The sequence below is a fragment of the Paenibacillus montanisoli genome (genome assembly GCF_003268025.1).
Taxonomy (GTDB): Bacteria; Bacillota; Bacilli; order Paenibacillales; family Paenibacillaceae; genus Paenibacillus_Z; species Paenibacillus_Z montanisoli.
The window spans coordinates 43,329-57,793 of the sequence record NZ_QLUW01000001.1 but is presented as its reverse complement, the minus strand read 5'-3'; the positions used below and the strand labels follow the sequence as shown (position 1 = coordinate 57,793).

The 14,465-nt window shown below is 52.4% G+C and carries 17 protein-coding genes; 5 read left to right on the top strand and 12 right to left on the bottom strand.

Going from position 1 to position 14,465, the window contains the following annotated elements; all coding sequences use genetic code 11:
• Positions 1-28: 28 nt before the first annotated feature.
• Both DL346_RS00350 and DL346_RS00345 read right to left on the bottom strand, forming a co-directional pair.
• Complete coding sequence (locus tag DL346_RS00350; RefSeq protein ID WP_112879992.1) at positions 29-1,342, bottom strand: response regulator transcription factor; 1,314 nt, start codon at positions 1,340-1,342, stop codon at positions 29-31.
• 1 nt (position 1,343) lies between these two features.
• Positions 1,344-3,086 (bottom strand): sensor histidine kinase, encoded by a 1,743-nt coding sequence (locus DL346_RS00345; protein ID WP_112879991.1) that lies wholly within the window; start codon positions 3,084-3,086, stop codon positions 1,344-1,346.
• Between the two features lie 405 nt (positions 3,087-3,491).
• Between DL346_RS00345 and DL346_RS00340 the strand changes: the two genes are divergently transcribed.
• Both DL346_RS00340 and DL346_RS00335 read left to right on the top strand, forming a co-directional pair.
• Complete coding sequence (locus DL346_RS00340) at positions 3,492-4,757, top strand: DNA polymerase IV (RefSeq protein WP_112879990.1); 1,266 nt, start codon at positions 3,492-3,494, stop codon at positions 4,755-4,757.
• Complete coding sequence (locus DL346_RS00335; RefSeq protein ID WP_112879989.1) at positions 4,754-5,230, top strand: YhjD family protein; 477 nt, start codon at positions 4,754-4,756, stop codon at positions 5,228-5,230. The genes DL346_RS00340 and DL346_RS00335 overlap by 4 nt, the downstream gene beginning before the upstream one ends.
• A gap of 30 nt (positions 5,231-5,260) precedes the next feature.
• On the opposite strand, the gene DL346_RS00330 is transcribed toward DL346_RS00335, so the two are convergent.
• Both DL346_RS00330 and DL346_RS00325 read right to left on the bottom strand, forming a co-directional pair.
• Entirely contained in the window at positions 5,261-5,971 is a 711-nt protein-coding gene (locus DL346_RS00330; RefSeq protein WP_112879988.1) for a pirin family protein, read from the bottom strand.
• Between the two features lie 30 nt (positions 5,972-6,001).
• Positions 6,002-6,388 (bottom strand): DoxX family protein, encoded by a 387-nt coding sequence (locus DL346_RS00325; protein ID WP_112879987.1) that lies wholly within the window; start codon positions 6,386-6,388, stop codon positions 6,002-6,004.
• 224 nt (positions 6,389-6,612) lie between these two features.
• Between DL346_RS00325 and DL346_RS28875 the strand changes: the two genes are divergently transcribed.
• The 3 genes from DL346_RS28875 to DL346_RS29685 all read left to right on the top strand — a co-directional run bounded on the left by DL346_RS28875 (position 6,613) and on the right by DL346_RS29685 (position 7,133).
• Positions 6,613-6,768 (top strand): hypothetical protein, encoded by a 156-nt coding sequence (locus tag DL346_RS28875; RefSeq protein ID WP_165822313.1) that lies wholly within the window; start codon positions 6,613-6,615, stop codon positions 6,766-6,768.
• Positions 6,769-6,858: 90 nt separating this feature from the next.
• A complete protein-coding gene (locus DL346_RS28870) occupies positions 6,859-6,999 on the top strand; it encodes a hypothetical protein (protein ID WP_165822312.1) in 141 nt (46 codons plus the stop codon).
• Complete coding sequence (locus DL346_RS29685) at positions 6,999-7,133, top strand: hypothetical protein (RefSeq protein ID WP_276311492.1); 135 nt, start codon at positions 6,999-7,001, stop codon at positions 7,131-7,133. The genes DL346_RS28870 and DL346_RS29685 overlap by 1 nt, the downstream gene beginning before the upstream one ends.
• A gap of 137 nt (positions 7,134-7,270) precedes the next feature.
• On the opposite strand, the gene DL346_RS00320 is transcribed toward DL346_RS29685, so the two are convergent.
• From DL346_RS00320 to DL346_RS00290, 8 genes are all read right to left on the bottom strand, one after another.
• The gene (locus DL346_RS00320; protein WP_165822311.1) at positions 7,271-8,161 is read right to left on the bottom strand and encodes an AraC family transcriptional regulator; all 891 of its coding nucleotides are present in this window, start codon (positions 8,159-8,161) and stop codon (positions 7,271-7,273) included.
• Positions 8,162-8,309: 148 nt separating this feature from the next.
• Positions 8,310-9,341: a substrate-binding domain-containing protein gene (locus DL346_RS28865; protein WP_165822310.1), complete on the bottom strand. Its 1,032-nt coding sequence runs from the start codon at positions 9,339-9,341 to the stop codon at positions 8,310-8,312.
• Positions 9,341-9,835, bottom strand: a complete 495-nt coding sequence (locus DL346_RS28860) for a hypothetical protein (RefSeq protein WP_165822309.1) — start codon at positions 9,833-9,835, stop codon at positions 9,341-9,343. Before DL346_RS28860 ends, DL346_RS28865 begins: the two co-directional genes overlap by 1 nt.
• Before the next feature lie 5 nt (positions 9,836-9,840).
• Complete coding sequence (locus DL346_RS00310) at positions 9,841-10,152, bottom strand: hypothetical protein (RefSeq protein ID WP_112879984.1); 312 nt, start codon at positions 10,150-10,152, stop codon at positions 9,841-9,843.
• Complete coding sequence (locus DL346_RS00305) at positions 10,149-11,207, bottom strand: ABC transporter ATP-binding protein (protein ID WP_112879983.1); 1,059 nt, start codon at positions 11,205-11,207, stop codon at positions 10,149-10,151. The genes DL346_RS00310 and DL346_RS00305 overlap by 4 nt, the downstream gene beginning before the upstream one ends.
• Entirely contained in the window at positions 11,204-12,280 is a 1,077-nt protein-coding gene (locus tag DL346_RS00300) for an ABC transporter ATP-binding protein (protein ID WP_240632979.1), read from the bottom strand. Before DL346_RS00300 ends, DL346_RS00305 begins: the two co-directional genes overlap by 4 nt.
• A gap of 12 nt (positions 12,281-12,292) precedes the next feature.
• Positions 12,293-13,459 (bottom strand): ABC transporter permease, encoded by a 1,167-nt coding sequence (locus tag DL346_RS00295; protein WP_206098454.1) that lies wholly within the window; start codon positions 13,457-13,459, stop codon positions 12,293-12,295.
• Complete coding sequence (locus DL346_RS00290; protein ID WP_112879982.1) at positions 13,456-14,454, bottom strand: ABC transporter permease; 999 nt, start codon at positions 14,452-14,454, stop codon at positions 13,456-13,458. Before DL346_RS00290 ends, DL346_RS00295 begins: the two co-directional genes overlap by 4 nt.
• Positions 14,455-14,465: the final 11 nt, after the last annotated feature.

Here is a 14,465-nt window from a genome sequence, read left to right as displayed (position 1 = left end):
ATTTTGAATCCTTTACAACACTTTAACTTTATTTACGCAATGTATTGCGGTAATCTTGCGGCGATGAGCCTGTCATTCTCTTAAAGAACGTCGTGAAATAAGAATGAGAGTCAAATCCGAGTTTTACTGCGATCTCATTCAACTTTAATTGCGGATCGGACATCATCGCAATCGCGGCGCTAAGCTTGGAAGATTGGATATAGTCCAGCAGATTACGACCCGTTGTCTGTTTGTAGTATCTTGATAAGTAGGATGGATTAAAGTGAACCTCGTCGGCAATCGCTGTTAGCGAGAGGTTGCCCGATAAATGCTTTTGAATATAGTGATGGATTTGATCAATCACCTTCTCCTGGGAAGAGATCATCTCAGCAGGCTTGTCCAAATCGAGAATAACCATGACTTTACCTAGGGAAAAGCTTCTTCGAATGAGAACGCAGGCCTGTTCGACATGTTCATGTACACACGCCCAATTATGCAAATTGCCCGCAACGGCAAACGAAACCGATTTGCCGGTACGGTCTTCGCATTCGTTCTGTATCGACTCTAAGACACCTTTCACATAGGATGCAAAGCTGCGCATGTCCACTTCATCTGTTTCAAGCATAAACCGGGAAGCAAGCTCGCTGTCCGGTTGAAGCAGCCAAACCAGCGCGCTTGCGTCGTAAACCATTTGCTCTTTGTGTATCGAAGCCGGCAGTTGATGACATACAAACTGCTGAATGCTTTGCAGCGTCTTCCACTTCTGAGAAGAAGCGAGCTCTTCTCTCGGATCAAGCTGTCCGACTAACAGCACAGCCGGGCGCGCAGTGGAAACACCAAGCTCAATATCCGCATATTGCGGATTGGTTCGGAGTGACGCGATCGTCTCGCCCCTTAGCAAACCCTCCAACATCTCTTTTTTAAGCAACGATTCCGTGTATTGGAGCTGGATCTGTGCTTTTTCTACCAGCACGCTTGCCTTCTTCTCTGCATCCAGCTTCTGTAACGCCGTCTTTACGGCCCTGAAGATTGGCTCCATGCCTTCTGTTTTGAGAATATAGTTCTCGACGTTTTTCTGAATCGCTTCGTACACGTACTCGAATTCGCTGTAACCGGTCAAAAAGATAATACGGCACGAAGGCCAGTAATAAACCATCTCATCTACTAGCTGCAGCCCGCTCTTCTGGGGCATGCGGATATCGCTAACCATAATATCGAGCTTCGAGGTTTTGGCGATCTCGAGTGCTTCATTGGCGGAGTAAGCCTTGACGATATCAAGCTCGAAATCAGCATTCTCTTGAAATAGGTGTACCAGTCCGTTTACAATGACAGGCTCGTCATCTACGATAAGTAGTCGATACATGTTAAGCCCCCTTTTGCTTATAATCGATTTTGATATCTACCTTCAAACCGCCATATTTGCTTCGAGAGACAAACAACCCGCTGCTCGGTCCATATTTCAATTGGAGCCTGTTGCCTACGTTGATAATGCCGGTCTGCTCCATTCGTTCCACGTATTGGTTCCCTAGCTTCGTTCGCAATTGGTCAAGCCTCTCATCCGTCAATAGATTGCCGTTGTCTTCAACCGTAATGCTGACGACACCGTCCTCAAAGCCGCTCCGCATATAGAGGACTCCCTCCATCATCCCGTCTTCAAACGCGTGCTCAAACACGTTTTCCACGACCGGCTGAATGATTAAACGAGGGACATAAAGCGCGGCTGCCGGCTCCGGCAGCTCTTCGTATTCGAATTGAATCCGGTTCGAGAATCGGATGCACTGGATTTCGCAATAATCGAGCGCATGCCGGAATTCCTTATAGAGCGGCACCTCATCTGAGCCGCTTCTAGTAATGTATTGATAGTAGCTGCCAAGCTTTTGCGACAGCTCTCCGGCCCCATCCGAATCACCGGTCTTGCACATCATGTAAATATTAAAAAAGCTGTTATATAGAAAATGCGGATTGATTTGCGATTGCAGCTGCTTGAGTTCCGAATGCTGAAGGGCAATCTTCTGCTCATAATTCTCCTGGATTGAACGCTTTAACCGCTGCGCCATTCGGTTAAAGCTGTTGAATAAGTAATGAAATTCATCCTTCCGCTTAGACTCGATGACGAGATTCAAGTTATCGGTCTCGATTAATTGAAATGCCCTGGTCAGCCTGGTAAGCGGTCGATGAATCATGAAATGGATGGAGAACGAATACAGCAGCAGCACGACAATCGCAATAATCAACAAGGCGAAGAACCAAGTATTGAACTGGCTTAGCGGACGTATCAGCTCATTCTGATTCACGAACATGACGAGAGACAGATGCAGAGAACTAACGTCACTGCGCGTAATGAAATAGTTCGTATCATTTACCTTGCGTACAATCGATTTCTCAGGCTCGGGCCCGCTCCGCTCTTCTGCTATTGAAAGCACCTCAGCTAAGACAGGACGATTTGATAAGGTAGATAGGACCACTCCGTTATTCTGGCCGCCGAGAAGCACTTCAGAGTTCTGATAGAGCGAAGCAATTTGCTTTAGCGCCTCCAGCAGCTTATCTCTGGATATTTCAATATAAGACCAAACACCTGAATTGTTTGCGCTTTCAATAAAGTAGATTCGATCATCATACATGTAGAACGAGGGTTTGGGCGTCTCCTTGATTAAAGTGGAAATTAACGTGTAATCCTCATTCGGCGTGTTCAAGACATCATCCTTAATGGAGACGGTTTTCTCAATCTCTTTCACATAAACGCCTGCATTCACGACATACTCGCTAGAATTGATAAGCGACATCAGCCGGTCTTTGACCTGGTTGATGAGTTGAACCAATTCAAATTTATCCATCGCGGCACCCTGAAAGCTAAGCTTCTGTAAATCCTGATCATTCAGAAATTGCAATTGCTGGCTGCGAATAAAATAGAGCTGGTCATCCAGCTGTTTCGAGTAAAACGATGCCCCGGCAACAGCAGAATCGGCAATCTCATGTTTGATGAAGAATAAGCCCTTGTAATTGATCCACATGTTCATCACGATTAAGGGAACGAACAATATGATAAAGACAGTAACGATTTTTTGATAGACAAACCATTTGGTCCGACCTATTTTGCTCAAGTTCATAGCTGTTCATTCCTTATTCTCATAGATTCGTAAGCATGTGAATAACAAATAGTTTGAAAGCGATTTCAAAATAAATTGTTATTAGAATTGATCTAATTATAAGGATGAAGGGAAACCTTGTACAATATATATAAAGATATTTAATATAGATTGAAAGCTATAAATCAATAGAATAAATCATGTTCCGAATATAAAAAAAGAGAATGGAGACCGAATTGGTCTCCATTCTCTTTTACGATTTCAACGCAAGATCTTACGCGCGATCCCGTACTCACTCACACTCACAATCAAAATAAGGACCTGCATCCAAATTTTTCATTGGATAGACGAGGTGTCATCGCATATAATATGAGAACAAGTGTTCTTGTCGTTGGACACCAAAAACCAATAAGCCGGTGAAGCGATATGCAATCCAAAGAAAAATCCATCTTGCTCGTCGATTGCCAATCCTTCTATGCCAGTGTTGAAAAAGCGACGCACCCTGAATATACAAACATGCCAGTCGCTGTCGCAGCAGATCCCGAGAGACGATCAGGGATTATCTTGGCTGCGTGCCCAATAGCTAAAGCTTACGGCGTCAGTACGGCTGAACGACTTTCAGAGGCTGTAGGCAAATGTCCGGGGCTCGTTGTGATCCGTCCGCGGATGCAGACCTACATTAGCGTTTCCTTGCTCATTACCAAGCTTTACGAGTCCTTTACGCCGCTTGTCGAACCGTTCAGCATCGATGAACAATTTCTTGATATTTCAGGAAGCCTGGCCCTGTTCGGCTCACCCGTGGAGATCGCCAAACAAATCCAAAACTCGGTGATGCTTTCGACCGGCGTATGGACGCGAGCGGGGATCGGTCCCACCAAGATTCTAGCCAAGATGGCCACCGATAATTTCGCCAAGAAGCATCCGGACGGGATTTTCGCCTTATCCAGCGACAACATCGAAACGACCCTGTGGCCCCTTCCGATTCATAACATGTTCATGGTCGCGTCACGCATGACGGCTCATTTTATGCGCATGGGGATCCATACCATCGGCGATCTTGCACGATTAGATTTACCTGAATTCAAGCGCCGTATGCGTTCGCGCATGGGCCGTCAAAGCGACATCAAAGCCACATACTACTGGCAGACCGCGCGAGGCATCGATCCCAGCCCCGTCGTCCAGCATTCTGTATCGAAACCAAAATCCATTACGCGAGGAAGAGCGCTTCGCTGGAGGGATTATCAAACGTTATCGGATATTGAGCCGCTGTTGCTTGAATTAGTCATCGAGGTTTGCCGAACAAGCCGGCACCACAACTATCATGGCAGCACCGTTACGGTGAGCGCGGGGACCACGAACGGAGAGAATTCTAGAGGGTTTAGCCGTCAAACGACGCTTAGCGATCCGAGCTGCTTAGAGCATCACATTATCGCAGCCGCACACAAAGTATTTCTACAGCATTGGAACGGGGATCCGCTGACGCACTTGGCCGTCGATATATCGAAACTCAGCGATAACTCCGTATATCAGCTGGATTTGTTCGAAGATCTCCTTAAGCATCGCAAGCTTGCCGCAGTAAAAGACGCAATCAAAGATCGCTATGGCGAGGCTGCCATTTTAAGCGCGGCATCGCTCCTGAAGTCCGGCCAGGCACGCGAGCGGGCCAATAAGATTGGAGGGCATTACAAATGAGCATACTCGAGGGAAACGGTCGTTGGACAACGAAGTTTATGTCACCTGAGCATAAAGCACAGTACCTGGAGCAAAAAAATGAAGAGATGCAGGGTAAGCCTCAAGCTTTATCGCAGCAAATCATGATAACGGTTCGGGATTCGGTCTTGCTCCCCATGATGATGAATGTCATTGAGAAGAACCGCAAAGAAATCGAGCGCTCGAACTACTCCTTAAAAGGCCTTTATACGGCATCGGCCGATGCGCTGCTAGACCTTGTTCACGACGATTTGGTCAAAGTCAAAAAGGAGCTCCGGGAACTGCACATCAAAGTGATTGAGGATGACCGGATCGATGATGCCATTCATTATCGATTTATTTACAAAGGCTATGAGCACAAATTCGCATTGATGCGGTTCGTCGTGCGTTCCGAAATCAGTGTCCGTTTGGGAAGGTATATAGCCGCCTTATTTCAAAAGCAAAAGCCGTCATGAATGGATTCATTCATGACGGCAGTCTCTCCGTTATTGGCCTGGCAGGTCGATCAGCATAAAACTAGCGCCGGTTCCCGTCTTTATCTCCAGGTCCGTTACCTCGGTAATTCTAGCCGCATCGCGCTTGTTCAGGTTGTGCGCTTCATTCAGCGTGACTTCCCCTTCGATAACGAACAAATAAATTTTACGGCCGGGCTCTTGCTTAAACGAGACGGACTTGCCCGCCTCAAGTTCGGATAGATACAGCGTCAAATCTTGATTGATGAACGCAATCTGTTCATTGGCATCCCGCTTCGACACAACGGGCAGCAGATTGTTTTTAAGCCCGGCTTGATCATAAGCCTTTTGTTCATAGGATGGCGCCAATCCTTGCTGATCCGGGAAAAACCAGAGCTGCAGGAAGTTCACTTCTTCATCCGGCGAAGGGTTTTCCTCCGAATGGATAATCCCCGTACCGGCACTCATGCGCTGCACTTCCCCCGGTCTCAACACTTCCTTGTTGCCCGTGCTGTCTTGATGCTGGAGCTGCCCCTTCAACACGACCGACACGATTTCCATTTCGTTATGCGGATGAGCGCCAAAGCCGTTTTGCGGCGCTACGAAATCGTCGTTAAAGACGCGGAGCGGACCGAAGCCGATATTGTTCGGATCGTAATATTCCGCGAACGAGAAGCTAAAGTTGCTTTTCAACCATCCATGGTTTGCCGAAAATCTCGATGCTGCGGGATATAGGGTAATCATGACGATACCTCCATTTTATAGTTGATGTAATCAGCCGATTGCGTAAGCGCCAGGTCCGATAAGAGCAATCGCGATCGCGGTGGCGGTCAGCATGAACGGATATTCAAAACCGCCTTTATCCACCCAGTACCCGTCGGACAGATGCACTTTAATAATCGCCCCAAGCATGGTGAGTACGATTAGCGTTGCACCTACAGCCGTAAGATATCCAGCCGCGAACAATAGGCCCCCTCCCATTTCCGCCAAACCCGCAAGAACCGCCATCAACACGCCAGGCTTAATACCGACCGACTCCATCCATCCGCCAGTTCCTTTCGGACCATATCCGCCGAACCAACCGAATAGCTTCTGCGCACCATGTCCCATCAACGTAACGCCAATCACCAAACGAATCAACAGCAAACCGAAATCCAACATCATTAAATCCCCCTTGTACTCTATAAAAGTAAGTTGCTCACGTGATGGTTTGATTATAGGTTCCGTCACTTACTTTTGTCAAGTAACTTAATTTAAATTTAAGAGATATTGTTTTCCGCTAAAATAAATATGCCTTTTTTACAATCAGATTGCTGTTTTACAATACAGGCTTTCGCGGGCGATCTATAATAAACTCATAACTTGAACGCAAGGAGTGAACAAATATGATGTTGAAATTGACAGAGCAGGTAATCATTGCGAACATGGTGATGGAGCAAGAGAAACCAGCAACTTCCGTTGAACAAGATCACAACTCGGACGCACCGAAAAAACAATGTACAAAACAGTGCGCAGCTTGCAAACTCGACCGTAATCCATAAGATCGATTCGCGTGTTAACACGGATTTGCCCTAATCTATTATGACTTTTTTACAACGTCTAATTCACACAAACAACAAGGAGTGGTACTAATGGGTGTTATGTTCTTGATTATGGGATTCAACGTTGCAGCGATCGCCGTGATGGCTATTTTCGTGAAAGGCGCTTTGGACATGGAAGCCATCGACAAAACATACCCTACGGGTCAAACATTGAATGGAGGTCTAAACTAATGGATACAATGGCCATTTACCTCTTCTTCTTCGGTATGCTTGCGATACTGCTTGTCGGATTGCTGGTTCCTGCCCACTTCATAAGAATTCCAAAAGACGATGAAACCGAGGGGAATAGAGTTGAAACTGTATAGTCGAACAATGGAGACTCTTTCGGGAGTCTCTTTTTTATTGCATGAAAAAAAACCAACCCAGAACTTATAGGTTGGTTAAACAAATCGGAAAACGATACCCAGTTACGGGGGCGTTTTCGATCCGGTGCTTGCCTATGTCAAGGCTCGATTGCCAACAAGCCTCTCATTGTAGTCGGGTTCTGCTTGAATTCGCTCGGTGACAGGCCGGTTTCTTTCTTAAAGCTGTTGCTGAAATAATGGATGCTTGTGTAGCCGAGGCTCTGGGCGATCTTCTCGATCGGGTCGCCTTTGAGCAGCGCCGTCTTTGCCTGCCGTAACTTTTCGGCAATCAAATACTCTTTCGGTTTTTGCCCGACCTCCTGGAAGAACAACCCGGTAAAATAGCTCGGATGGTATCCGCACAGCTCGGCAAGCTGGCACACCGACCACTTCATGCCCGGATTGTCCCGAATCGCGGCGAGCGCAGGCTCGATCTTGCTCACCAGCGCGCCCTTGCTCTGACCGGCGAGCTGCCGGATGAGCAGGGTGAGCAGCTCCATCAACAGTGCCCGCAGCAAGAATATGTACCCCGCTCCCTCGTCATGATACTCCTTGACGATGCGGGTCATGATGGAATCTAACCCGGACGCCGAGAAGTGATGCGGGATCTCGACCTCTCCCACGCCGGGCACGAATACGCTGCAGCCCTCGGGACGGGTGTTCAGAGCGCCCGCCGGTACGTTCTTGATGTTAAAGGCGGGATGCTCGGGCTTCGGGGATGTCTCATGCCAGGAAAAGTGGAAGCTGAAATATTCGGTCGGCCTAACGGCAGACAGATAATGCGGGCTGTTCGGCCCGTAGAACACGCTCTCCCCCGAACGTATGCGGTAGGTTTGCCGTCCCAGCTTAAGCAGCGCCTCTCCGGATACGATCGAGAATATTTGCCAATCGGGAATCGTCCGTGGACCCCACTGATCTCCCGCTTGTGCCCGGTCACGGCTTGCGAAATTCAACCTTGGCGTCAACTCCATCAAGTTACCCAGATGCATGAACGATCGCCTCCCGATATAAATCCGTGCTGCAGACCGGTTCCGCGCCTTAGCGGAGACCTGTCTTATGCTTGGCATCCTCCTCGTCATGTTCGTCTAATCAAACTACCATGCCTGGCCTCCGATGTGACCACCGGATAAATTTGATTCAAGCCGGGGGCATGACCGAATTGCGATCGATAAATTGGCACGGAAGCAAGGCGTACGTCTCATCCTCTTCACCGAAGAGCATCCTTACCGCCTGCCTCCCCATTTCCGCGAACGGCTGTACGACGCTGTTCGGCGGCACGACCAGATACGGAGACGAATCCACTTCCCCCATGACGAATAGAGAAAGGTCCTTCGGAATGCCAATTCCGGCCTTCATCGCCCAGCCCAGCACCGCCAGTCCCGACGTATAGTCCGCGGCGAATACGGCGCTGCACCCGGCATGCTCTCTCATCCAACGCCCGAGCAGCTCTTCGACGTCCGCCGCCTTCTCCGGTCGATACACCATCCAGTCCGGATCAATATCAAGCCCGAATTCGCGCAGGGCCATCTCGTAACCGCGCGCTTTCTGCTCGTAGTTGGACAGACCTCGCTGCAGGCCGAACAACAGAATGCGGCGGTGCCCCGCGGCAAGAAGCTGGCAGACCGCCTTGCGCGTCCCTTCCCGCGTGTCGGAGTTTACCCATCGTCCGCCAGGCTCGCGGAATTCCGAGCCAAGCACGATGAACCTGTCTCCGCGCGAGGCTGACTTTGCCAGTTGGGGGTAGTCCGCCAACCCCGGCGTAATGACGATCCGGCGGTCGAGATCAGCGAACCGTCCCGGTTCCTGCGCGCTTGTAAATTCGACCGGAACCCCGTAAGATCCCGCGGTCTCGCGAATGCCCTCCAACATCTTCATGACGGAATGAGACACGCTCTCGTTGAAGCTGCACAGCAGAACGGACAACGTTTGGGGAAGGTCCGCCCGCTCGGCGGCAGCCGGGCTGACGAACGTCCCCTTCCCTTGCTCGGCATACAGCTTGCCCTCGAGGATCAGCTCCTGGATCGCACGGTTGACCGTCGCCCAACTGCAGCCGTACTGTTCCGTGAGCTTCCATCTTCCAGGCAGCACAACGTTGGGAAGCAGTTTCCCGGTACGGATCTGCTGCGCGATTTCGCGTTTGATCATCAGGTAATGCGGCACATCTCCCATTAAATCCTCCTTTTTGGAGGAGGTTCGTCCGCAAGGGCGGAGCTGGCTGTCCATCGCGCGCGTGCGTACCTGTAGAGCGCGTATAACGCGGCGGCAAGCACTGCCTCGAGAACAACCGGAAGAACCGAACGGATCGATACCTCCGCCTCGCCGAGCGGATAGCGGATCGCTTGGCTGCACGCCAGCAGCCCCAGAAGAAGCGCGCTCAACTGCAGGATCCGGCTGATCAGCATGCCTCGGAGCGCGCTTCTGTACAGCAAGTTCTGCATGAGAAAAACGGCAGCCAGCCATACGAGGCCGAAGCCGATAAACGCGAACGTCTTGATCGCATCCCACGACCATGTGCTGACGCTGCTCACGACGAGCATAATATCTACTACCCGCTGGAGCGACAACCACAACAGCAATGCGAGCAGCGACGGTATGAGGACGAGCAGCCATGAAAGAAAAGCGGCGTTGGCTTTTCGCTTCTCCTGCCTTAGATAGGGATCCATATGCGTTATTCCTTTCCGAGCGATCTTGCGTTCTCCAGCCTTGTAAGCAGCAGCGTGCGGGTCTCTTCGCTATCGACCAGCCTCGTCTTGCGAACATAGGTCGCCAGACTCTTTACCTGCTTCTCCGTTTCCGAGGGCCGCATCGCCCCGTCCAACCAGACCTGCGGCAGCTTGCCGGTTTCCATGATCTCCTCCAGCAGCCGGTGCTTCTGCCCGATCGCTCGGTTGACCGCATAGCGGATGAACACTACCGTGCCGAACATGAAGGCCATCAACGCCACAAGGTAGAGCATGATCGCGCCGATAAGAGGGCTCATGATCCGATCGCTCCCTGGAGCGTCAGCTCATCGGCAAGGTGACACGCGACGAAATGGTCCTCTCCGACTTTACGCCACTCCGGCTTCTGCAGCTTGCATATCTCCTGCGCGTACGGGCAGCGCGGATGGAAATAGCAGCCCGACGGCGGTTTGGCGGGATTGGCGACCTCCCCCTGCAGGACGATCCGTTCGGACTTCCTGCGCGGATCCGGTACCGGCTTGGCGGAGAGAAGCGCTTCGGTATAAGGATGGCGCGGTCTTCGGAACAAATCCTCGGTCCGCGCCGTCTCCACCATCCGGCCGACGTACATGACGCCAACGCGGTCGGATATATGCTGAATGACGCCCAGGTCGTGCGAAATAAACAAGTAGCTGAGGCTGAGCTGTCGCTGCAAATCCTGCAGCAAATTCAGAATCTGGGCCTGCACGGACACGTCCAGCGCGCTGACCGCCTCGTCGCAGACGACGAAACGCGGATTCGTCGCAAGCGCGCGGGCGATGCCGATCCGCTGGCGCTGGCCGCCGCTGAACGCGTGCGGATACCGGTCCATGTGACGGCTGTTTAACCCTACCATTTCGATGAGCTGGCGGACCCGGCTCCGGAGCTCGTCGCCATGCGCAATCCCGTTGCAGATAAGCGGCTCCGCCACGATGTTTTGAACGGTCATCCTGGGATTGAGGGAAGAATATGGATCCTGGAAAATCAGCTGGATGTCCCTGCGGAGCTTGCGCAGCTCCTTGTTATCCAGCTCATTAAGGTCGCTTACGCGGCCTTCACGGTCCTTGAACACCGTCGATCCTTCCGTCGGCTCGATCGCGCGCAGCACGCAGCGGCCGAGCGTCGTCTTTCCGCATCCGGATTCGCCGACAAGCCCGAACGTTTCGCCTTCCCGGATATAGAAGCTTACATCGTCTACGGCCTTGACGTACCCCACCGTCTTCTGGAGAAAGCCTTTTTTGATCGGAAAATATTTTTTCAGCGACTGTACGTTCAAAATCACGTCTCCCTGTACGGCATCATGGCCTCGTCCAAGATCGGCTTCTCGCACGCTCATTGCCCCTCACCTCCGGTATTCTGGTCTTCGGCGAAGAGACAGCGCACGTAATGGTTGTCTCTCACCTTGATGAGCGGGATATCCGCCGCGTTGCATACGCCTGACTGCGCCTTCGGGCATCGGGAGTAGAATCCGCACCCTTCGGGAAGGTTCATGGGATACGGGACCGTACCCTCGATCGATTCGAGACGCGTATTCCGGTTCGTCACGGACGGAATGGAATTGAGCAGCGCCTTCGTGTATGGGTGGCGCGGGCCGTAGAACAGCGTGTCGACATCCGTATACTCGACGACCTTGCCGAGATACATAACCGCCACCTCGTCGGACATTTCGGCAATAACGCCAAGGTCGTGCGTGATGAACACGACCGACGTGTTGAGCTTTTCCTTAAGCTCGTTGATCAAGGTCAACACCTGGGCCTGTACGGTTACGTCAAGCGCCGTCGTCGGTTCGTCCGCGATCAGAATTTTCGGGTGCGAGGCGAGCGCCATGGCGATCATCGCCCGCTGCCGCATGCCGCCGGACAGCTGGTGGGGATACTCGTCAAGCCGCTGCTTCGGGTTCGACATGCCGACGCTGGCGAGCGTCTCGAGCCCGATCTCCCGCGCCTCTTTCTTGTCTTTCGTCCGATGCAGCAGGATGGCTTCCATGATCTGGTCGCCGATCGTGTGAATGGGCGAGAACGCCTTCATCGGCTCTTGAAAGATCATGGCGATCTCTCCGCCCCTTACGTCGCGGATCTCCTTGCCGTCCGCTTCCAGCTTCACCAAATCGACGACCTCTGCCGTCTCTTCGCCGCCATTTCGCTTAAGCAGAATTTCGCCTTCCACCTGGCCCGGCTTCGGCACGATCCGGAGCAGCGCCTGCGAGGTGACGCTCTTGCCGCAGCCGCTCTCGCCGACGATGCCCAGCGTCTTCCCTTTGCGGATGATCAGGTCTACGCCGTCAACGGATTTGAGCCTTCCTTCGTCCAGATGGAAATGCACCTTCAGGTTGTTCGCCTGAAGGATAACGTCTTTGTCTTGGATGGACGCGGCCAGAGGCCGGTTCCGGTTCGGCATCTCGATACTCATCGCTTGGCCTCCTTATTTGTAGGGATCTGCTGCGTCCCGAAGCCCGTCACCCAGAAAATTGAACATCAATACGGTGACGATGATCAGCGCCGCGGGCCATAGCAGCCAAGGATGGTGGGCCAGCGTCTCCAGGTTCTGCGAATCCTGCAGCAAGACCCCCCAGCTGACGACCGGCGGAGCAAGCCCGATCCCGAGGAAACTAAGCGCCGTCTCCCCGAGTATCGTCGCCGGGATTGACAACGTAACCGTAACGATCGTATAGCTGGCGAACGACGGCAGCAGATGCTTGCGGATGATCCGAAGGTCGCTCGCGCCGGCGAGCCGCGCCGCCATCGTGAAGTCCTCTTCGCGCAGCGACAGGATTTTGCCCCGTACTACGCGCGCCAGTCCGGTCCATCCGATAATCGAGAAGATGATCACCATGCCGAAATAGATTTCCAGCGCCGACCAGTCCCTCGGAAGCGCGGCGGACAGCGCCATCCATAAAGGAATGGTCGGAATGCAGATCAGCAGGTCGATCGACCGCTGCACGATCGTATCGGTTACGCCCCCGAGATAGCCGGACAAGCCGCCGAGCAGCAGCCCGAGAATGAGCGTCAGCACGATGCCCAGCACCCCGAAGGAGAGCGAGATCCGGCCGCCGTATATCATGCGGGAAAGCAGATCGCGTCCGAGGTCGTCCGTTCCGGCGAGGAATAGCGGAGCACGCATATCCTTTGTCCCGAACAAATGGATATCGGTCTTGAACAGCCCCCACATCCTATATTCCGGACCCTTGACGAAGAAGTGGATGTAATATTTCTTGGACGTATCGGGCTGAAACGTTCGGAGGAACGTTTGCTCGTTGACCTTCATTTTCATGTCGTAGACGAATGGCCGCAGGCTGAAGCCCGACTCTTTATCGTAGAAGTGGAGCGTCTGCGGAGGCGCGTTCTTATAGGAGGTATACCGGTCTAGCGGCAGATGCGGCGACAGAAACTCGCAAAACAGCGCAGACATGTAAAACAGGACGAGAACGACCCCCGCGGCCATGGCGATCTTGTGCTTCTTGAATTTCCACCACATCAGCTTCCACTGGGAAGCCACTTCGTAAGCCTCATCCGTTTCGACCGCCTGCGGAACTCTTCCGAGACGGAACCATCTTTTCTTGACCGCTTTCGTCGGTACTGCGGTATTCAATCGGCAACCCCCCCAAAGCGGATGCGCGGATCCAGCCACGCGAGCAGTATGTCGGATATTAACGTTCCGATAACGGTCAGCACGCTTACGATCAGCAGGAAGCTGCCCGCAAGATACATATCCTGAAACATTAACGCCCTAAGCAGGATCGGCCCGGTCGTCGGCAGATTCATGACGATGGACACGATCGCTTCGCCGGAGATCAGCGCGGGCAGCGTCCACCCGATGGTGCTGATGAGCGGATTGATCGCCATGCGGACCGGGTATTTGAACAGGAGCTTCGTGCTTTCAACCCCCTTGGCGCGGGCGGTGATCACGTATTGTTTGGAGAGCTCGTCAAGGAGCATGCCTCTCATGACGCGGATCAGGCCGGCCGTGCCGGACATGCCGATAATGACGACCGGCAGGACCAGCCGGGGCAGCATATCCATGACCTTGGCCATGCTCCAAGGCGCATCCACGTATTCCGGCGAGAATAGGCCGCTTAACGAGACGCCGGTATTGACGAATACGAAATACAGGACAACCAGGGCGATAAGGAATCCCGGAACGGCGAGCCCGATGAAGCCGATGAACGTGAACACGTAATCGAGAATCGAATACTGCTTCACGGCGGAATAAATGCCGATCGGAATCGCGATGATCCAGACGAAAATCAGCGAGATGACCGAGATGACCATCGTCAGCATAAGCCTGTCCCCAAGCACCTCGGATACCGGCTTATTCCACTGGAACGAGCGTCCCAGATCGCCGTCCACGATGATGTTTTTGATCCAGACGAGGTACTGGACAATGAACGGCTGATCCAGTCCGTACTGCCGCTCCAAGTTCAGAATCATGCCGGCATCCACTTTCGTGCCGGACAATTCAAGCTGCTGGATATACGTGGATAGAAAATCGCCGGGCGGCAGCTGGATAATGAAAAACACGATGATGCTGATCGCGATCAGCAGCGGAATCAGCTGGAGCACCCGATAGCCAATGTAATTGAGCATGCGCTCCCTCC